The organism is Bradyrhizobium sp. BR14999, assembly GCF_056106085.1.
Window position 1 is genome coordinate 5,382,831 of the sequence record NZ_CM148536.1, and the last position, 17,684, is coordinate 5,400,514.

19 protein-coding genes are annotated in these 17,684 nt (G+C 63.6%); 15 read left to right on the forward strand and 4 right to left on the reverse strand.

What is annotated here, in order from left to right:
* Nucleotides 1-110: 110 nt before the first annotated feature.
* The 4 genes from ACR9YP_RS25145 to ACR9YP_RS25160 all read left to right on the forward strand — a co-directional run bounded on the left by ACR9YP_RS25145 (nt 111) and on the right by ACR9YP_RS25160 (nt 3,821).
* The gene (locus tag ACR9YP_RS25145; protein WP_474217411.1) at nt 111-2,144 is read left to right on the forward strand and encodes a VTT domain-containing protein; all 2,034 of its coding nucleotides are present in this window, start codon (nt 111-113) and stop codon (nt 2,142-2,144) included.
* Nucleotides 2,144-2,818, forward strand: a complete 675-nt coding sequence (locus ACR9YP_RS25150; RefSeq protein WP_474217412.1) for an endonuclease/exonuclease/phosphatase family protein — start codon at nt 2,144-2,146, stop codon at nt 2,816-2,818. Before ACR9YP_RS25145 ends, ACR9YP_RS25150 begins: the two co-directional genes overlap by 1 nt.
* Nucleotides 2,819-3,062: 244 nt before the next feature.
* Nucleotides 3,063-3,254: a hypothetical protein gene (locus ACR9YP_RS25155; RefSeq protein WP_370987312.1), complete on the forward strand. Its 192-nt coding sequence runs from the start codon at nt 3,063-3,065 to the stop codon at nt 3,252-3,254.
* A 249-nt stretch (nt 3,255-3,503) separates the two neighbouring features.
* The gene (locus ACR9YP_RS25160; protein ID WP_474217413.1) at nt 3,504-3,821 is read left to right on the forward strand and encodes a DUF1476 domain-containing protein; all 318 of its coding nucleotides are present in this window, start codon (nt 3,504-3,506) and stop codon (nt 3,819-3,821) included.
* Between the two features lie 27 nt (nt 3,822-3,848).
* Here the strand turns inward: ACR9YP_RS25160 and ACR9YP_RS25165 are convergent, their stop codons facing one another.
* Nucleotides 3,849-4,439 carry a TIGR00645 family protein gene (locus tag ACR9YP_RS25165; RefSeq protein ID WP_474217414.1) on the reverse strand — a complete coding sequence of 197 codons (591 nt, stop codon included), beginning with the start codon at nt 4,437-4,439 and terminating at the stop codon, nt 3,849-3,851.
* Between the two features lie 224 nt (nt 4,440-4,663).
* Here ACR9YP_RS25165 and ACR9YP_RS25170 point away from each other — a divergent pair, with 224 nt between their 5' ends.
* Entirely contained in the window at nt 4,664-4,897 is a 234-nt protein-coding gene (locus ACR9YP_RS25170; RefSeq protein WP_474221113.1) for a hypothetical protein, read from the forward strand.
* Nucleotides 4,898-4,928: 31 nt separating this feature from the next.
* Here the strand turns inward: ACR9YP_RS25170 and ACR9YP_RS25175 are convergent, their stop codons facing one another.
* Both ACR9YP_RS25175 and ACR9YP_RS25180 read right to left on the reverse strand, forming a co-directional pair.
* Nucleotides 4,929-5,057 (reverse strand): hypothetical protein, encoded by a 129-nt coding sequence (locus tag ACR9YP_RS25175; RefSeq protein ID WP_256465491.1) that lies wholly within the window; start codon nt 5,055-5,057, stop codon nt 4,929-4,931.
* A 359-nt stretch (nt 5,058-5,416) separates the two neighbouring features.
* Entirely contained in the window at nt 5,417-5,656 is a 240-nt protein-coding gene (locus ACR9YP_RS25180) for a hypothetical protein (protein ID WP_438108360.1), read from the reverse strand.
* A gap of 208 nt (nt 5,657-5,864) precedes the next feature.
* On the opposite strand from ACR9YP_RS25180, the gene ACR9YP_RS25185 reads away from it, so the two are divergent.
* Entirely contained in the window at nt 5,865-6,800 is a 936-nt protein-coding gene (locus ACR9YP_RS25185; protein ID WP_474217415.1) for a septal ring lytic transglycosylase RlpA family protein, read from the forward strand.
* Here the strand turns inward: ACR9YP_RS25185 and ACR9YP_RS25190 are convergent.
* Nucleotides 6,794-7,750 carry an alpha/beta fold hydrolase gene (locus ACR9YP_RS25190; RefSeq protein WP_370987315.1) on the reverse strand — a complete coding sequence of 319 codons (957 nt, stop codon included), beginning with the start codon at nt 7,748-7,750 and terminating at the stop codon, nt 6,794-6,796. The genes ACR9YP_RS25185 and ACR9YP_RS25190 overlap by 7 nt on opposite strands.
* A gap of 154 nt (nt 7,751-7,904) precedes the next feature.
* Here ACR9YP_RS25190 and ACR9YP_RS25195 point away from each other — a divergent pair, with 154 nt between their 5' ends.
* The 9 genes from ACR9YP_RS25195 (at nt 7,905) to ACR9YP_RS25235 (ending at nt 17,657) form a co-directional block, all read left to right on the forward strand.
* The gene (locus ACR9YP_RS25195) at nt 7,905-9,167 is read left to right on the forward strand and encodes a D-alanyl-D-alanine carboxypeptidase family protein (protein ID WP_370987317.1); all 1,263 of its coding nucleotides are present in this window, start codon (nt 7,905-7,907) and stop codon (nt 9,165-9,167) included.
* Nucleotides 9,168-9,169: 2 nt separating this feature from the next.
* Nucleotides 9,170-9,856 carry a dTMP kinase gene (gene tmk, locus ACR9YP_RS25200; RefSeq protein ID WP_474217416.1) on the forward strand — a complete coding sequence of 229 codons (687 nt, stop codon included), beginning with the start codon at nt 9,170-9,172 and terminating at the stop codon, nt 9,854-9,856.
* Nucleotides 9,853-10,899, forward strand: coding sequence for a DNA polymerase III subunit delta' (locus ACR9YP_RS25205; protein WP_474217417.1), 1,047 nt, complete (start codon nt 9,853-9,855; stop codon nt 10,897-10,899). Before tmk ends, ACR9YP_RS25205 begins: the two co-directional genes overlap by 4 nt.
* A gap of 110 nt (nt 10,900-11,009) precedes the next feature.
* The gene (gene metG, locus ACR9YP_RS25210; protein ID WP_474217418.1) at nt 11,010-12,971 is read left to right on the forward strand and encodes a methionine--tRNA ligase; all 1,962 of its coding nucleotides are present in this window, start codon (nt 11,010-11,012) and stop codon (nt 12,969-12,971) included.
* Nucleotides 12,972-12,985: 14 nt separating this feature from the next.
* Nucleotides 12,986-13,774: a TatD family hydrolase gene (locus tag ACR9YP_RS25215; RefSeq protein WP_438108368.1), complete on the forward strand. Its 789-nt coding sequence runs from the start codon at nt 12,986-12,988 to the stop codon at nt 13,772-13,774.
* Nucleotides 13,771-14,568, forward strand: coding sequence for an MBL fold metallo-hydrolase (locus ACR9YP_RS25220; protein ID WP_474217419.1), 798 nt, complete (start codon nt 13,771-13,773; stop codon nt 14,566-14,568). The genes ACR9YP_RS25215 and ACR9YP_RS25220 overlap by 4 nt, the downstream gene beginning before the upstream one ends.
* Nucleotides 14,569-14,777: 209 nt before the next feature.
* Nucleotides 14,778-15,326 carry a TRAP transporter small permease gene (locus ACR9YP_RS25225; RefSeq protein WP_245473404.1) on the forward strand — a complete coding sequence of 183 codons (549 nt, stop codon included), beginning with the start codon at nt 14,778-14,780 and terminating at the stop codon, nt 15,324-15,326.
* Nucleotides 15,327-15,328: 2 nt separating this feature from the next.
* Entirely contained in the window at nt 15,329-16,642 is a 1,314-nt protein-coding gene (locus ACR9YP_RS25230) for a TRAP transporter large permease (RefSeq protein WP_128941684.1), read from the forward strand.
* A gap of 37 nt (nt 16,643-16,679) precedes the next feature.
* Nucleotides 16,680-17,657, forward strand: coding sequence for a TRAP transporter substrate-binding protein (locus tag ACR9YP_RS25235; protein WP_474217420.1), 978 nt, complete (start codon nt 16,680-16,682; stop codon nt 17,655-17,657).
* Nucleotides 17,658-17,684 lie beyond the last annotated feature (27 nt).

Genomic DNA, 17,684 nt, shown 5'->3' on the forward strand with positions numbered 1-17,684 from the left:
AGCATTCAGGACGTTGAGCCGCGAATGCGATTTGCGAGGTCCATCTGCTTCAGAGTTCATCGACCCTGATCCCCGGAGACACCGTCTGGAGGCGGTGCGAAGCGCGGCGCGTGACGGTTCTGAACGATGCTGCCGCGTATTTCTCGGCCCTGCGGGAAGCGCTGCTGGAGGCGCAAGAACAGGTCTACATCATCGGATGGGACATCCATAGTGCAACCAGGCTGGTCGGAGCTTCCGGACGAGCGGATGATGGCTTGCCGGAACAGCTTGGCCCATTGCTACGCGCGCTCGTTCAACGCCGCCCGACCTTGCGGATCGACATCCTTGTCTGGGACTTTGTCTCCTTTTATGCCTCCGAAAGAGAATGGAATTCCGCGGTAAAATTTACTGCCGAAACATCTGGCCGCGTCCGCTTTTGTCTCGATTGCACACTTCCGTTTGGTTCGGCCCAACACCAGAAGATGGTCTGTATCGACGGTTCACTGGCGTTCGTTGGCGGGCTCGATCTGACAATCAGGCGCTGGGACACCAGCGATCATCGTGCCGAGCATCCATTGCGCTGCGACCCTGAGGGCAAGCCATACCCTCCCTTTCATGATGTTCAATGCATGGTCGATGGGGATGCCGCAGCGTGGCTGTTCGACCTCGCGGAGGAACGCTGGCGTGCTTCAGGTCAACAGACCCATCATCGGCGCCGGCTAGGGAACATGCGGTGGCCGGCCAATGTGCCGGTGGAGGCCGAGCACTTGCCGGCTGGTATCGCCAGGACCGAGGTGGTCTGTCCTGCAGGCTCGACCATCAAGGAGGTCGAGCGCTCATTGACTGCAGCGATCCGGTCGGCGACCAGCTTCGTTTACATCGAAAACCAGTTTACCAGCGCGACCAAGATCGCGCGTGAATTGGCGCAGCAGATGCTTCGCGTGCCGTCGCTTCGGGTTCTGGTCGTCACTCCCAAACTGCATTCATCGTGGTTGGAATCCCAAGCCATGCAGAATGGCCGCGGTGCCTTCATCGACTGCTTCAGTGAGGCTGGAGTCGCTGATCGCATCCGCTTCGTCTACCCGGTCTCACGCAGCGGAGATACCGAAGCTGCCGTGATGGTGCACAGCAAGCTCATAATCGTCGATAACAGGATCTTGAGGGCCGGCTCGGCTAACCTGAACAATCGCTCGATGGGCGCCGATAGCGAATGTGACCTGATCTTTGAAGCGGCATCCGACCAGCATCGGAATTTCATCGCTTCGGTCCGCCGTCGCCTGATCGCACATTTCTGCGGTCTCGACGAACTGACCATAACGCAAAACGAGGATCGTCTGTTTGCGCTCCTGGACGACGTGTCGGGAGCTGATGGGGCGAAGACGCTGCGGGAAGTGGAGTCCTCGGTCCTGACCAGTGCGCTGGCCACAATGGTTCAGCCGGTAGCAGACCCGGAGCGTCCGCTTCATCTGGAGCGGGCGGCATCTCGCATGTGGAGCACGAAGACCCTAATAGGGATCGCGTCGATAACGGTGGCGCTATTTGGACTGACGATGGCTTGGTCGTACACGCCTTTGAGCGACTTTACCGACGCGCCTCATATTTCGGCGTATCTGTCTGCCTACTCGCAGTCCATATGGGGGCCACTATTCGCTATCGCAGCTTTCGTCGTTGGCGGGCTGGTCGTGTTTCCGGTTCTCGTGCTCATTGCAGCAACTGCTGCCGCACTGGGACCCTGGCTAGGCTTCATCACCGCAATGGCGGGCGTCTTGCTCAGCGCCTTCATCCTTTTTGCGATCGGGCGGGGACTCGGCCGACAACGCCTCCAGCAGTTGCTCGGCCGACGTGCAGCGCGCATCCAGGAACGCGTTGTGGGCAAGGGGATTCTAGCCGTCGTCGTCATCCGGATGATTCCGATAGCACCGTTCTCGGTGGTGAATGTCGTGGCTGGTGCGAGCACGCTGCCTCTACGTGACTTCATGGTTGGAACTCTGCTGGGCATGATGCCCGGTATTCTCGCCATGGCAGTTCTGGGGGCTCAGATCGCAGACTTCGCCAGGAATGCGTCCTGGAGCAACATATTGCTGTTGGCTCTGGCGTTCTTGGGCTGGCTGGGGATCTGCGCGGGCGCACAATTCGTCGCGACCTGGCTCGCCGGGAGGCGCTGATGGCGGCGATGCGCTTCATGACATGGAATGTGCATGGCACGTTCAATCTCAATCCGAAGTTCGATTTGGAGGGTGTTTGCTCGATCGTTCGCAAGTGGGCCCCTGATGTCGTCGCACTTCAGGAGGTGGATTCGCGATCGCGATCAGACGATCCATTTGCGAAGTTGGCGAGTGTTGTCGGCGATCACGGGGTTCACGCTAAGTCGATTGTCGCCGAGGATGGCGAGTACGGTCAGATGCTCCTGAGCCGCTTTCCGTTCTCTGGCGTGCCCGAGATCCTCGACGTGTCGTATCGAGAGCGGGAGCCACGCAGAGCGATTGCCACGGGACTGCTGACACCGGTCGGCAATGTGCGCGTAGTGGCCACTCATCTCGGCCTAAGTATCCACGAGCGCTATGCGCAAGCTCAGGCCCTGGTAAGCCTGGTGAGACCTGGAAGGACCGTCGTCCTCGGCGATTTCAATGACTGGTTTTGGGTGAAATCGGTGCGGCGCGTGCTCGCGCAGGTCTGCCCCAACCGTACGCGCTTGCGGACTTTCCCGGCGCGTTTGCCCGTTCTCCGCCTTGATAGGATCTATGCCACGCCCGATAGCCGGTTTGGGAGAATTTGGACCGACGGAGAGGCAACGGCCTATTCAGACCATTTGCCCGTGATTGCGGAAATCGAGATCTAGGATTGTCTGCCGACGGGAGACGATCGTCGTGGAGGCCCATCACCTCACTAACGATTTTCCGAAGATGGCAGAATGCCACTGTTTTGCCCGACGGGTCAACCGGCTTTTGCGCGAATGCAAAAGTCGTTGTGCCAACAAGACTTAGCTACTGTGCATGGGGTTGTTTTCGCCAACTTTGGTGGTCAGCGCCTATGCTTCAGCTCGACCATGCGGAACTTTTTCCTCGCCGCCACGTTGTGTCGCCATGACTGAAGAGCTTTCCTTCCGACGCAAACCCCTGACCCCCGAGCAGCGCCAGGCGCGCGATGCGGCGCGCCGGATCGAGGCCGAAAAGGCCATGCGCGATCATGAAGAGGCGCAGAAGGCGTTTTACGCCAATAAGGAGCGGCTGAAAGCCGAACGCCTCGCGCGTGAGGCGGCCGCGGCGAAGGGCTGACCAAACGCGGTCGGCGCTGACAATCTCCTAGATCGATCTTTCGACTGACGCCGGCGGCTCATGCCGGTTGGCGTTCCCGTCGCGCTCAAGAACCAGCTTGAGTGCGCCCGGTCGCCCACCTATCGGCGGGCTTGACGGCGTTTGCGTTTCGGGAGGAAGCTTCGAATGATCCTCAACTGACGTGAATGACGGAGACGTTCGCTCCCAGCCAGTGCGACCCCTTCAGCGAAAGCGAGAATGGAGCTGACCATGACCACGTTCGACAAGCGCGAGCAGGGCTTTGAAGCAAAGTTCGTCCACGACGAGGAGCTCATGTTCAAGGCGACGGCCCGGTCCAACAGGCTGCTCGGGCTCTGGGCCGCAAGCCAGCTCGGCCTCAGCGCCGAGGAGGCGGCAAACTACGCAACGGCGCTGGTCACGGACAATCTGGAGAGGCAGACGATCGACGACGTCGTGAGCAAGGTGTCGGGCGATCTCGCCGCCAAGGGTGTGGCGCGCGAGCAGGTCGCGCAGAAGCTTCTGGAGTACCTGCGCCAGGTCATGCAACAGCTCGAAGCCGACAAATAGGCAAATAGGAAGGCCGGTCGTTGTACCTCATTCGGCGTGCTTGCGCGCGCCGGAATCACCGAGCTTGTCGACATAGGCGATGCCGAGCGCCGAGACAATGAAAGTGATGTGGATCAGCACCTGCCACATCACGCCGTTCTCGGTGTAGCTGGCCCGGTTCGAGCCGAGATTGCCGGCCTCGATGAACGTGCGCAGCAGCGCGATCGAGGAGATGCCGATGATGGCCATGGCGAGCTTGATCTTCAGCACGCTGGCATTGACGTGGCCGAGCCATTCCGGCTCGTCGGGATGACCCTGGAGGTCGAGCCGCGAGACGAAGGTCTCGTAGCCGCCGCCGATCACCATCACCAGCAGGTTGGAGATCATCACGACGTCGATCAGCGCCAGCACGCTCATCATGATCTGCTGCTCGGTGAGGTCGAGCGCGTGCCAGGACAGATGCCAGAGCTCCTTGAGGAACAGCGCGATGTAGACGCACTGCGCCACGATCAGTCCGAGATAGAGCGGCAGCTGCAGCCAGCGCGAACCGAAGATGATCATCGGCAGCAGGCCCAGGCGCGGCGAGGGCGGACGGGCTTCGGTGCGGAGTTCGGATTGGAATCCAGTCTCAACCGACATTCAGGCAGGATCCTCGCATCGAGATGATCTCGCTGCCATGTAGCCCGGCAAGATGGCCGGCGGAAGACGCGGCGAACTGGTCGCTTTCCAGGGATCGCGCCATTTTCGTGCTACCGTGCCGGTCGGCCGTCGCGCGGGCGGCCAGGACCGGGATCAAGATCGGGAGGCGGGGCGTGTTTCGCAGTGGAAAATGGCCGGGCGGGATCGCGCTCGCTGCCGCGATCATGGCCGGCGCCGGCGGCACAGACGTGTCGGCAACGCCGCTGACCCCGTTCCGCTACGAAGCGCAGGCGCAGCGCCATTGTCCGCACGATCAGGTGGTCTGGCTCGATTTCAGGAAGGGCGTCTACTACACCAGGGGTCAGAAGCGATATCGCCAGGGCTTTGACGGCAGCTTCGTCTGTCTGGGCGAGGCCCGCGACGGCCGCTATCGCCGCTCGCTGTTGGGCCTGCGCTGAGCGGCGCGTCACCGGGCTCGCGGCGAGCCGGTTATTTCCGGCTCGGCAGCTTCACCGGCACGTGCGGGGAGGTGCTGATGACCCGGGGACTTCCGTCGGGATAGGTGCGATCGCCGCGGATCAGGGATTCAAGAACCAGGAAAAACTTCTCGGCAAGCATGTGAGTCACCCTCGTCGGTGATGGCCTCTTGAAATTGAGTCGAGGCGCCGAAGGCGGAAATTCAATCAACTAAACGGGAGCGGGACAATCCGGGCAAACACCTGTTTGCAGCACGGCACGGTCGTCGTCGGGAAAGTGCGACGATCTCGTCCGAGATCAGCCGAAGGCCAGGGCCACAAGGCCCGAGCAGAGCAGGACCAAGCCGCCCGCGGTCAATGCCAGGAAGCCATCGGATACGAGGTCATGGTTGCGCATGGGACACCTGCCGCTCTCGTCCTCGATGCTCGATCGGATCGATTAAAATTGTCCGAACGGGCCGCCTTGAAAGAGGTGATGCTTGCCGCCCCGCGCGAGTGCCTTCAGGCCCTCGTGCGGTAACCTTCAAACGCATGGGCCAGGAAGATCCCCGCGCTTACCAGACCCATCAGTGCCGAAACCGTCTCGATCATCGTTAAATTCCACATCCCGCCCTTGCATTCGAGAGAACGCGTGCGGCCTTGCACAGTCAAAAGAATTTCGGTGAGCGGCGTGACAATGGGGGTGGAGTGAGGATTTGGCGCAACAGAATGTCCAGCCTTGGCACAGAGCAGGGCGCCCACGCTCCGTAGATCAACGGAGGCGAGCGAACGTCCCGTTTACCATCCCGGCGTGATCGCCGTGGGCTCCCCATTTCCGCCGTGTTCGGGTTGCGTTATCGTTACCGCTTCCGATGCGGTGGTGGGCCGCCTCGGATTACAAGGACCGGACGGCGCTCCCCGCGGCTAAAGCGGGATGGGTACGCGCCCGGCGAAATGGTATTTGGGGCGAATGGGGATCCGACGGTCAGATTCGGTTTTGCGGGCCGTGCGCGGTGTTGCGGCGGTCGCGACCTGCCTTGCTCTCGCCAATTGCGCCTCCTCGAACAAGTTCGCCAGCCGCGTCGATCCGAAATACGGCGTGTCCTCGAGCCCAAGGGTCGTGGCCTGGGGCGACCCGGTCCCGAAGGGTGGCGGCACCTACCGCGTCGGCAAGCCCTATGTCGTGGCGGGCCGGACCTACGTGCCGGAGGAGGATGTCAACTACCGCGCCGAGGGCATGGCGTCCTGGTACGGCGATGATTTCCACGGCCGCCTGACCGCCAATGGCGAAGTGTTCGACATGGCCTCGCTGACCGCGGCGCATCCGACCCTGCCGATGCCGTCCTACGCGCGGGTGACCAATATGTCGAACGGCAAGTCGCTGATCGTCCGCGTCAATGACCGCGGGCCCTATCACGGCAACCGGCTCATCGACGTTTCGAACAAGGCCGCCGAACTCCTTGAATTCAAAGGCAATGGCGTCGCCAAGGTCCGGGTCGAATATGTCGGCCGGGCGCCGCTCGAAGGCTCCGACGACCGCCAGCTGATGGCGACCTTGCGTACCGGCATTCCGGCGCCGACGCCCTCGATGGTCCGGGTCGCTTCGGCCAAGCCTTTCGTGCCGGAATTGCCCGCATCGAGCCGCGGTGCCATTCGCGGCGAGGTTCCGATGCCGGAGGGGAGGCCCTACAATCTCGGCAACAGCTCGGCGGATATGGCTTCGCTCAATGCGACCTCGGAAATGTCGGCCTCGAGCCGCAGCCGGGGCCGGGCGCTCCAGAACGCGCGCGCCGTGTCCTATGACGAGGACGGCCGCTACGCGACGGAGAGCGCTCCGTCCGCCGCCTACACCTCGGACGGCGCGGCCGAGGCCCGCAGCATCCTGAGCGGTCGCGGCCTCTACTGAGCCGCGCTTTCCTTCAAGAACGTCACCAGCGCCGCGTTCACCTCCTCGGGCCGCTCCTGCTGCACCCAATGGCCGGCGCCCTCGAGGATCAGCTTGCGCTTCAGCTTGGGCAGCACGCGCTCGAGCTCGTTGACGCGCTTGGCCCCGATCAGGCCGGTGATGACGGCGTCTTTGGAGCCGGCGATGAACAGCGAGGGCTGGTGGATCTGCGCATCCTGCCAGGGGGCCGTCAGCTCCCAATTGCGGTCGATGTTGCGGTACCAGTTCAGCCCGCCGCGGAAGCCGGACTTGCGGAAGCACTCGGTGAAATAGGCGAGATCAGCGTCGTTCAGCCAGCCGGGCAGCGGCCCCTCGGCGCCTGCATGGCCGAGAAAGCCCTTGCCCTCCTGCACGAACATGGCTGCCGAGGGGTCGGCGAGGCCGCGGCCGCCAAGCACGATGCGCATGGTGCGGGCGACGTCGCGCTCCAGCTCGGCTTCGGCGACGCCGGGCGTCTGGAAATACTGCCAGTAGAAATTGGTGATGCCGCCCTGGCGCAGCAAATCGAGCGGCTTGCCGCGGCCGCGGAACGGCGGCGGCACGCTCAGGCCCGCGACCGCCGTGAAGATATCGGGGCGGAACAGCGCCGCGTGCCAGGCGACCGGTGCGCCCCAATCGTGGCCGACCACCATCGCCTTGCTCTCGCCCAGCGCCTGCACGAGGCCGACGACATCGCCGACCGTGTCGAAGATGGAGTAGGCGGCAACATCAGCCGGCGCCGTGCTCTGGCCGTAGCCGCGCATGTCGGGGGCGACGACGTGAAACCCGGCCTCTGCCAACGCCGGGATCTGGTGGCGCCAGGAATAGGACAGTTCCGGCCAGCCATGGCACAGCACCACCAGCGGCCCCTGACCGGCTTCGCGGATGAAGAGCTCGACCCCGTTGGCCTTGATCATCCGGGTTGAGGACATTCGCTTTTCCGCCTTGTTTCAGGGGTTTGGTCGGGAAATATAAGATGCCACGATAGGGGCGCGAGGAGAATCGTGCAATCTCAGGGACAAGCGTCCAGCTCCGTGTTGTTCGCATCTGTTCCAACTGCTAGAACGCCGCTCTCAGGGCTTGGCCATGGCATTTCGTCCTTCTTTGCTTCGTCGCTCCCGGTTCACCGCCGGTGCGCTGGCGCGCGGGCTGATCGCGGCGGTTCTGGCCGCGGCTATCGGCTCGGGCGGGGCGCTCTACGCCGCCAACCAGAGCGTGCAGGGCGCCAAGAAGGCGGAAGACACGGGCTTCGACGGCGACGCCCCGACTGCGATCCTGATCGAGGCCTCCTCAGGCAGCGTGCTGTTCGAGAAGAACGCCGACGAGCTGCGCGCGCCCTCCAGCATGATGAAGCTGATGACCGCGGAGGTCGTCTTCAACGCCGTCAAGAAGGGCGACATCAAGCTGACCGATGAGTACCGGATCAGCGAGAACGCCTGGCGCAGGGGCGGCGCACCCTCGGGCGGCTCGACCATGTTCGCCGCCATCAACAGCAAGGTCTCGGTCGACGATCTCCTGCACGGGGCGATCATCCAGAGCGGCAACGATGCCTGCATCGCGCTCGCTGAAGCCATGGCGGGCAACGAGCGGATTTTCGCGGCCGACTTCATGACCAAGCGAGCGCGTGAGCTCGGCCTCACCCGATCGACCTTCGCCAACTCCAACGGCTTGCCCGATCCCGGCAACAAGATGACGGTGCGCGAGCTCGGCATCCTCGCCCGCCACATCATCCTGGACTTCCCCGAGTTCTACAAACTGTTCGGCGAAAAGGAGTTTACCTGGAATAAGATCCGCCAGCCCAACCGCAATCCGCTGCTCAATTCGATGGAAGGCGCTGACGGTCTCAAGACCGGCTACACCAAGGAAGGCGGCTACGGCATGGTGGGCTCGGCCGTGCAAAACGGCACGCGCCTGATCGTCGTGGTCAACGGGCTCGACGATCCCGAAGACCGCGCCACGGAAGCCAAGAAGATGCTGGAATGGGGCTTCCGCAATTTCGAGACCCGCGTGCTGATCGCGGCCGAGCAACCCGTCGGCTACGCCAAGGTGTTCGGCGGCGAGAGCCGCTCGGTCAAGCTCGTGGCCAAGACGCCCGTGAAGGTGATGGTGCACAAGAACGGCAGCGACAAGCTGATCGCCCGCATCGTCTATAGCGGCCCGGTGCGCGCGCCGGTCGAGGCCGGCCAGAGGGTCGGCGTGGTCAAGGTCTGGCGCAGCGGCGCCATCGCGGTGGAAACGCCGGTCTATGCTGCCGAAGCGATCGGCACCGGCTCGACCATGCGCCGCGCGATCGACGGCGCCAGCGAGCTCGTGATCGGCATGTTCCGCGCGGGCGCCGAGAAGCTCTGACCATGAGTAAAAGCCCGGTACGGTGGCCGTCTGGACGCGGACGCTTCATCACCTTTGAAGGTGGCGAGGGGGCCGGCAAGTCGACCCAGATCAAGAAGCTCGCCGACCGTCTCAAGGCGGCAAGGATGCGCATCCTCGTCACGCGCGAGCCAGGCGGCTCGCCGGGCGCCGAGATCATGCGTCATCTGGTGCTGTCGGGCATGGGCAAGCTGCTCGGACCCGAAGCCGAGACGCTGCTGTTCGCCGCTGCCCGCGACGATCACGTCCGCACCGTGATCCAGCCCGCGCTCAGCCAAGGCATCTGGGTGCTGTGCGACCGCTTCGCCGACTCGACGCGGGCCTATCAGGGCAGCCTCGGCCGCGTGCCAGATGGCCTGATCAACGCGATGCAGCGCGTCACGATCGGCGATCTCAAGCCGGATCTCACCATCATCCTCGACCTGCCGGTCGAGATCGGCCTGCAGCGCGCGGCCGCGCGCCGCGGCAGCGCCACGCCGGACAGGTTCGAGGGCGAGGATCTCAAGTTCCACCAGGACCTGCGCGACGCCTATCTCAAGATCGCCGCGGAAGATCCCGCGCGTTGCGCGCTGATCGACGCCAATTCCGATCCCGATACGGTTGCCGGGCGTGTCTGGACGGCGCTGCGCGGACGTCTTCTTCCCACGCCCTCTTCGGTGATTTCCGCATGAGCCGGCGTCAGATTGAGCGCGAAACCGCCATTGCGCATCCGCGTGAGACGTCGAGGCTGTCCGGGCATCGCGACGCCGAGACGGCGCTGCTGACCGCCTACCGCAGCGGGCGCATCCCGCATGCCTGGCTGATCGGCGGGCCGCAAGGGATCGGCAAGGCAACGCTGGCCTACCGCATGGCGCGCTTCGTGCTCGCCCATGGCCAGCCGTTGGCGCCGTCCGTGCAGCACGCCCCAGACCTTGCGATCGATCCCGATGACGCCGTGGCGCGGCAGGTTGCGGCGAGCTCGCATGGCGGCCTGTTGACGCTGGAGCGCACCGCGAACGACCGCGGCGTGATGCGCACCGTGATCACCGTCGACGAGACGCGCGAGACGATCGGCTTCTTCGGCTCGACGGCCGCGGCCGAAGGCTGGCGCGTCTGCATCGTCGATACCGTCGACGAGCTCAATCCAAACGCGGCCAACGCGCTGCTGAAAATCCTCGAAGAGCCGCCGCAGCAATCGCTGTTCCTGCTCGTGAGCCACGCGCCCGCACGCGTGCTCGCCACGATCCAGTCGCGCTGCCGCAAGCTGCGCCTGCGCCCGCTCGCCACGGACGACGTGATCGGTGCTGCGGCTGCGGCGGCCGACCTCGACCCGAACGATCCCGCGCTGCGCGAGGCGGCGGAGGCCTCCGAGGGCAGTGTCGCGCGGGCGCTGACGCTGCTCGGCGGTGATGCGCTCAAGCTGCAGCAGCGCACGGCGGCACTGCTCGCGCGTTTGCCGCAGGTCGATCCGCGCGAACTGCACACGCTCGGCGATTCGCTCGGCACCAGCGACCGCGTCGCACTTGCCGCCTTCATCGACGGCATCGACCGCTGGATCGCCGAGCGCCTGCATGCGGATGAAGCCAATGCCAACCAGAACCTGCCGCGCCTTGCGCGGCTAGCTGAGGTATGGGAAAAGATCGTCCGCGCCGCGCGCGACACCGAAACCTACAATCTGGAGCGCAAGCCCTTGGTTTTCTCGGTGTTCGGCTGGCTGGCGGACGCAACGCGCTAGAGCATGATCCGGAAAAGCGCGGAGCGGTTTTCCGAAAAGATCATGCGCAAAACAACAACCTGACGCAGGTTCGTTTCCAAATTTTTGAGAAGCCGGTAAAGGAATTCGTCGTGGCAACGCGAGCTAAGAAAACCGCCAAGGGCAAGAGCAGCAAGAAGAAGGCTGCAAAGGTGCTTGCGCGCAAAGCTGCCAAAAAGACCAAGAAGGCAGCCGCTAAGAAGAGCGTGAAGAAGAGCGCTGCGAAGACGGCAAAACGGGCTGGCAAGAAGGCTACCAAGAAGCAGGTCGCCGCCAAGAAGGCGGTGAAGAAAGCGGCCGAAAAGCCAGCCAAGGCTCCAGTGAAGAAGGCCGCCAAGAAGGCGAAGGTGACTGCGCCTGCTGCGATCGCGGCGCCGGCTCCTGTCGTCGCGCCGCCGAAGGCTGTGAAGCCCAAGGTATCGAAGCTCAAGGAATCGAAGAAGGCGCCGCGTGCGCCGAAGCCCGCCGCAGTCGCAGCTCCGCAGGCCACTGCTCCTGTTGCCGCGCCCGCGCGCGACAACGTCTTCTACATCACGACGGCGATCGCTTATCCCAACGGAAGCCCGCACATCGGGCACGCCTATGAAGCGATCGCGACCGACGTGCTGGCGCGCTTCGCGCGGCTCGACGGCAAGGACGTGTTCTTCCTGACCGGCACCGACGAGCACGGTCAAAAAATGGTTCAGACGGCCGCCGGCGAGAACATGTCCGTCTCCGCGCTCGCGGCGCGCAATGCCGGCCGCTTCAAGGAGATGGACGAGCGCCTGAACGTGTCGTTCGACCGCTTCATCCGCACCACCGAAGAGCAGCATCATCGCTCCAGCCAGGAGATCTGGCGACGCATGGAAGCGAACGGCGACATCTATGCCGACATCTATTCGGGCTGGTACTCGGTCCGTGACGAGGCGTATTACGCCGAGGACGAGACGCGCCTGAACGATGACGGCGTGCGGCTCGGGCCGCAGGGCACGCCGGTCGAGTGGGTCGAGGAAAAGAGCTATTTCTTCCGCCTGTCGGCGTACCAGGACAAGCTGCTCAAGCTTTACGCGGACCATCCCGATTTCATCGGGCCGGACTCCCGCAAGAACGAGGTGGTGAGCTTCGTCAGAGGGGGCCTGCGCGATCTCTCGATCTCGCGCACCACTTTCGATTGGGGCGTGAAGGTGCCCGGCGACGAAGAGCACGTGATGTATGTCTGGGTCGACGCGCTGACCAACTACATCACGGGCGTCGGCTTCCCCGACGAGAGCGATAACAGCTGGCGCTATTGGCCGGCCGACGTGCACATCATCGGCAAGGACATCATCCGTTTCCATGCGGTGTATTGGCCGGCGTTCCTGATGTCGGCAGGCATTCCGCTGCCAAAGCGGGTCTATGCCCATGGCTTTCTGTTCAACAGGGGCGAGAAGATGTCGAAGTCGGTCGGCAACGTCGTCGATCCCTTCAACCTCGCCGACCAGTATGGCGTCGACCAGATGCGCTATTTCTTCCTGCGCGAGGTGCCGTTCGGCCAGGATGGCAATTACAACCACGAGGCCATTGTCGCGCGCATCAATGCCGATCTCGCCAACGATCTCGGCAACCTTGCGCAGCGCTCGTTGTCGATGATCGCCAAGCAGCTCGGCGGCGTGCTGCCGGAGCCCGGCGAGTTCAGCGACAACGACAAGGCGATCCTTGCGATGGCCGACGGCATGATCGCCACGTCACGCGAAGCAATGGCGACGCAGCAGATCCATCACTGGCTCAACGCCGTGTGGGCCGTGGTTGCGGAGGCCAACCGCTATTTCGCGGGCGAAGCGCCGTGGGCGCTCGCCAAGACCGATCCTGTCAGGCAGAAGACGGTGCTCTACGTCACCGCCGAAGTCGTGCGCCAGATCGCGATCCTGGCCCAGCCGGCGATGCCGACCGCCTCGGGATTGCTGCTCGACAGCCTCGGCATCCCCGCAGCCGAGCGCAACTTCGCGGCGCTCGGTGGCACCTCGCGCATCGCTCCGGGCTCGACGCTGCCTGCGCCGAAACCGGCATTCCCGCGCTACATCGAGCCGGCGGCCTGAAGGGCGGTCGCGCGATGCTGGTCGACAGTCACTGCCACCTGGATTTTCCAGACTTCGCGGAAGATCTCGACGGGATCGTGTCGCGTGCGCGTGCGGCCGGCGTCAAGCGCATGGTCACGATCTCGACGCGGGTGCGGAAGCTGCAAGATCTCGTCAACATCGCCGAGCGCTATGACGATGTCTATTGTTCGGTAGGCACTCATCCGCACAACGCGGATGAGGAGGACGGCATCGCGCCGGATGAGTTGATCGCGCTGACGCAGCATCCCAAGGTCGTCGCGCTCGGCGAAGCCGGGCTCGATTATTTCTACGACAACGGCTCGCCGGAGGCGCAGGCGAGGGGCTTTCGCGCCCACATCGCCGCCGCCCGTGCCTCGGGCCTGCCGCTGGTGATCCACACCCGCGAAGCGGACGAGGATTGTGCCCGTATCCTGGAGGAGGAGGTCGGACGCGGATCGTTTCGCGCGGTGCTGCATTGTTACACCGGCGGGCGCGAGCTGGCGCTGAAGGCGGTCTCGCTCGGGCTCTATATCGGCTTCACGGGCATCCTGACCTTCAAGAAGTCGGAGTCCCTGCGCGCGCTTGCGGCCGAACTGCCGTCGGACCGTATTCTGGTTGAAACAGACTCGCCCTATCTTGCGCCCGGAAAATTCCGCGGCAAACGCAACGAGCCGGCCTATGTGGTCGAGGTCGCAAAGGTGCTCGCTGAGGCGCGCGGCGTGTCGTTGGATGAGATCTCGCGCCAGACCACCGAAAACTTCTTCCGTCTGTTCTCAAAGGTGAAGGCTTCAGGAGACGCATGACGCTGACGCTGACGATCTTGGGCTGCGGCTCCTCCGCCGGCGTGCCGCGCCCGGCACTCGGCTGGGGCGCCTGCGATCCCAACAATCCCAAGAACCGCCGTCGCCGCTGCTCCCTGCTGGTCGAACGAAAGTCCGAGCACGGCACCACACGCATCGTGATCGACACCTCGCCGGACCTGCGCGAGCAGTTGCTTTCGACCAATGTCGACCACATCGACGCGGTGTTCCTGACCCACGAGCACGCCGATCAGACCCATGGCATGGACGACCTGCGTTCGGTTGTCATGCATATGCGACGCCGCATCCCGACCTACTTCAACCTGTCGACCGCCAAGGACATCATGGCGCGGTTCTCCTACTGCTTCATCTCGCCGGAGGGCAGCGACTATCCGCCGATCCTGACGCGGCATTCGATCGAGGCGGGCGAAAGCCAGACCATCCTGGGGAAGGGCGGCGCGGTGACCATGACCGCCTTCCTGGTGCAGCACGGCAACATTCCCGCGCTCGGCTACCGCATCGGGGATGCCGCCTACACACCGGACCTCAACGACATCCCGCGCGAGAGCTGGGGCGCATTGGAAAATCTGGACCTCTGGATCGTCGACGGCCTGCGCTACACCAGTCATGTCAGCCATTTCAGCATCAACGATGCGCTGTCGTGGATCGAGCGTTTCAAGCCGAAGCGTGCGGTCATTACCAACATGACCGCCGACGTCGACTACGAGGTCATCAGGCAGTCGCTGCCCGCGGGCGTCGTGCCGGCCTATGACGGGCTGCGGCTGGAGACGCACTAAACCCGCGGTGGAAATTCTCTTGCCAGGCGGCATACGCCTTGCTTGCGCCGGCCCCATCATGTTGATCTAACGTCTGAAAGACAGGCGTTTGACAGGGCGATATTCAAGCAGGACCGGGACCGGATGTGCAGTCGCCGGGTCGGTTGAATCGCCTCTTGTGAGGATGGGGATTGCGTTTGGCAGGCGACGATGTAGCGGCTCGGGGACTGGTGCGACGTGCTCTGGATCTCCTTTATCTCGGCGCGGGCTACGCCGCGGGCGTCTTCCTTGTTGCGATCTTTGCAATCATGATGGTCATGTCGGTCGGGCGTCAGTTTGCGATCAACATTCCCGCAGGCGACGATTTCGCGTCCTGGTGCATGGCTGCAATGGCTTTCCTCGGCCTCGCGCACACCTTCAAGCGCGGAGAGATGATCCGCGTCGGCCTGCTGCTGGAGCATCTGCACGGGCGGACCAAGCAGGTCGCGGAGATAGTTGCGCTGGGCATCGCCACCGCATTCATCCTCTACTTCACCCGGCATGCCGTGCAGATGACCTACGATTCCTGGCGCTTCAACGACGTGGCGCAGGGCGTCGTCGCACTTCCGCTCTGGATTCCGCAGCTCGGCTTTGCCGGCGGCCTTGCGATCCTGTCGATCGCGCTGATCGATGAAATGGTCAATGTCGTCGGCGGCAACCGGCCGAGCTACGAGAAGGGCTCGCCGGACGAGACGCCCGACGAGTTCATCGAGCGTATCTCGCAGGGCGGCGGAGGTTGACCATGGCCAATCTCGGCATGATCGAGCTGTCGTTCGTCCTGCTCGGCGTCATGATCCTGCTGCTGGGCAGCGGCGTCTGGATCGCGGTCTCGCTCGGACTGGTCGGCTTCGTGGCGATGGCGCTGACCACGAGCCTGCCGCTCGGCTCGGTGCTTGCGACCACCACCTGGAGCGCAAGCTCGTCCTGGACGCTGGCCGCGCTGCCGTTGTTCATCTGGATGGGAGAGATTCTTTTCCGCACCAAATTGTCGGAGGAAATGTTCCGCGGTCTGTCGCCCTGGGTGCAGTGGCTGCCGGGGCGGTTGACGCATGTGAATGTGATCGGCTGCGGCATCTTTGCGGCGGTGTCGGGCTCGTCGGCCGCGACTTGTGCGACCATCGGCAAGATCGCGCTGCCGGAACTCGACAAGCGTGGCTACGACAAGGGCCTGAGCCTCGGCTCGCTCGCGGGCTCCGGCACGCTCGGCCTCTTGATTCCGCCCTCGATCCCGATGGTGGTCTATGCGGTCACGGCGAATGTCTCCGTGCTTCAAGTGTTTCTCGGCGGCTTCCTGCCGGGCGTGCTCGTGATTGTGCTCTATTCCGGCTACATTATCATCTGGTCGCTGCTCAACCCGAAGAAGATTCCCCCGCGCGATCCGCCGATGCCATTCCGGCAGAAGCTCCGCGAGTCGGGCAAGCTGGCGCCCTGCCTGCTGCTGATCCTGGCGGTCTTCCTTTCGCTCGTTCTCGGCTTTGCGACTGCGACCGAATGCGCCGCGTGGGGTGTCTCGGGCGCGCTGCTGCTGGCGTGGTGGAGCGGCACGCTCACGCGCAAGAACTTCCTCGAGAGCATCATGAGCGCGACGCGCCTGACCTGCATGATCATGCTGATCCTCGCGGGCGCGGCCTACACCACGGCTGCGATGGCCTATACGGGCATTCCGGCGGCGCTCGCCACCTGGGTCCAGGGGCAGCAGCTCACACCAAGCATGCTCGCCCTCTATCTCAGCATCATGTACATCATCCTGGGATGCCTGATCGACGGCATCTCGATGATCGTCCTGACCGCCGTCATCGTGCTGCCCATGGTCAAGCAGGCTGGCCTCGATCTGGTCTGGTTCGGCGTCTATCTCATCATCCACGTCGAGATGGCGCAGATCACGCCGCCGGTCGGTTTCAACCTGTTCGTGCTCCAGAACATGAGCGGCCGCGATACGTTCACCGTCGCGCGGGCGGCATTTCCATTCTTCATTCTGCTGCTAGCCGCCGTGTTCATCATCACGGAGTATCCGCAGATCGTGATGTTCTTGCCCAAGCTTGCTTTCCCAGACTGACATACCGCTTTTCAAATTGACTGTGAGGAGAAGCCCGATGATCTCTCGTTTAATCCGCGCATCCTTGATCGCCGGCGTCGTGATGGCCGCGACACCTGCTTTGGCCCAGACCAAATGGAATTTGCCGGCAGCGTATCCTGCCGACAATCCGCACTCCGAAAATCTGGTCGCCTTCGCCAAGGACGTCGAGGCCGCCACGTCCGGTAAGCTCCAGATCACAGTTCATCCGGGCGCCTCGCTGTTCAAGGCGCCCGACATCAAGCGCGCGGTGGTGACCGGTCAGGCGCAGATGGGCGAGGTGCTGCTGTCGATCCACGAGAACGAGGATCCGCTCTTCGGCGTCGACGTCGTGCCGTTCCTCGCGACCAGCTTCCCCGACGCGATGAAGCTGTATCAGGCCTCCAAGCCTGCGATCGCCAAGAAGCTCGATGCGCAGGGTCTCAAGCTGCTGTTCGTCGTGCCCTGGGCGCCGCAGGGCGTCTACGTCAACAAGCCGCTGACTACGATCGAGGACATGAAGGGCTTGAAGTGGCGCGCCTACAATGTCGGGACCGCGCGCATCGGCGAGTTGGTCGGCGCGCAATCGGTCACGATCCAGGCTGCCGAACTGCCGCAGGCGCTTGCGACCGGCGTCGTGAACTCCTTCATGTCGTCGGGCGGCACGGGCTATGATGCGAAGGCGTGGGAGTCGCTCAAATACTTCTATGACGTGCAGGCCTGGATTCCGAAGGACTACACCTTCGTCAACAAGGCCGCGTTCGAGGCACTCGACAAGCCGACCCAGGAAGCCATCCTCAAGGCAGCCGCGACGGCGGAAACCCGCGGCTGGAAGGCCTGGCAGGACAAGAGCACCTGGTACATCGATCAGCTCAAGGCCAAGGGCATGACTGTGGAGCCGCCGAGCCCCGCGCTGAAGGCCGGCTTCCAGAAGATCGGTGAGCAGCTCACCGCCGACTGGCTCAAGAAGGCCGGGCCCGACGGCCAGGCGCTGATCGACGCCTACAAGAAGATGTGAGACCGGCGAGGCCTTCCGCTCACCGCT

Excerpts from the sequence above, each read along its gene's own strand:
- ACR9YP_RS25170 (WP_474221113.1), top strand. The coding sequence starts at position 4,664 with ATGGCCGGCGCCGGCGGCACAGACGTGTCGGCAACGCCGCTGACCCCG.
- ACR9YP_RS25165 (WP_474217414.1), bottom strand. The coding sequence starts at position 4,439 with ATGTCGGTTGAGACTGGATTCCAATCCGAACTCCGCACCGAAGCCCGT.
- ACR9YP_RS25230 (WP_128941684.1), top strand. The coding sequence starts at position 15,329 with ATGGCCAATCTCGGCATGATCGAGCTGTCGTTCGTCCTGCTCGGCGTC.
- ACR9YP_RS25185 (WP_474217415.1), top strand. The coding sequence starts at position 5,865 with ATGGGGATCCGACGGTCAGATTCGGTTTTGCGGGCCGTGCGCGGTGTT.
- tmk (WP_474217416.1), top strand. The coding sequence starts at position 9,170 with ATGAGTAAAAGCCCGGTACGGTGGCCGTCTGGACGCGGACGCTTCATC.
- ACR9YP_RS25150 (WP_474217412.1), top strand. The coding sequence starts at position 2,144 with ATGGCGGCGATGCGCTTCATGACATGGAATGTGCATGGCACGTTCAAT.
- ACR9YP_RS25220 (WP_474217419.1), top strand. The coding sequence starts at position 13,771 with ATGACGCTGACGCTGACGATCTTGGGCTGCGGCTCCTCCGCCGGCGTG.
- ACR9YP_RS25205 (WP_474217417.1), top strand. The coding sequence starts at position 9,853 with ATGAGCCGGCGTCAGATTGAGCGCGAAACCGCCATTGCGCATCCGCGT.
- ACR9YP_RS25195 (WP_370987317.1), top strand. The coding sequence starts at position 7,905 with ATGGCATTTCGTCCTTCTTTGCTTCGTCGCTCCCGGTTCACCGCCGGT.
- ACR9YP_RS25190 (WP_370987315.1), bottom strand. The coding sequence starts at position 7,750 with ATGTCCTCAACCCGGATGATCAAGGCCAACGGGGTCGAGCTCTTCATC.
- ACR9YP_RS25160 (WP_474217413.1), top strand. The coding sequence starts at position 3,504 with ATGACCACGTTCGACAAGCGCGAGCAGGGCTTTGAAGCAAAGTTCGTC.
- ACR9YP_RS25175 (WP_256465491.1), bottom strand. The coding sequence starts at position 5,057 with ATGCTTGCCGAGAAGTTTTTCCTGGTTCTTGAATCCCTGATCCGCGGC.
- ACR9YP_RS25215 (WP_438108368.1), top strand. The coding sequence starts at position 12,986 with ATGCTGGTCGACAGTCACTGCCACCTGGATTTTCCAGACTTCGCGGAA.
- ACR9YP_RS25155 (WP_370987312.1), top strand. The coding sequence starts at position 3,063 with ATGACTGAAGAGCTTTCCTTCCGACGCAAACCCCTGACCCCCGAGCAG.
- ACR9YP_RS25235 (WP_474217420.1), top strand. The coding sequence starts at position 16,680 with ATGATCTCTCGTTTAATCCGCGCATCCTTGATCGCCGGCGTCGTGATG.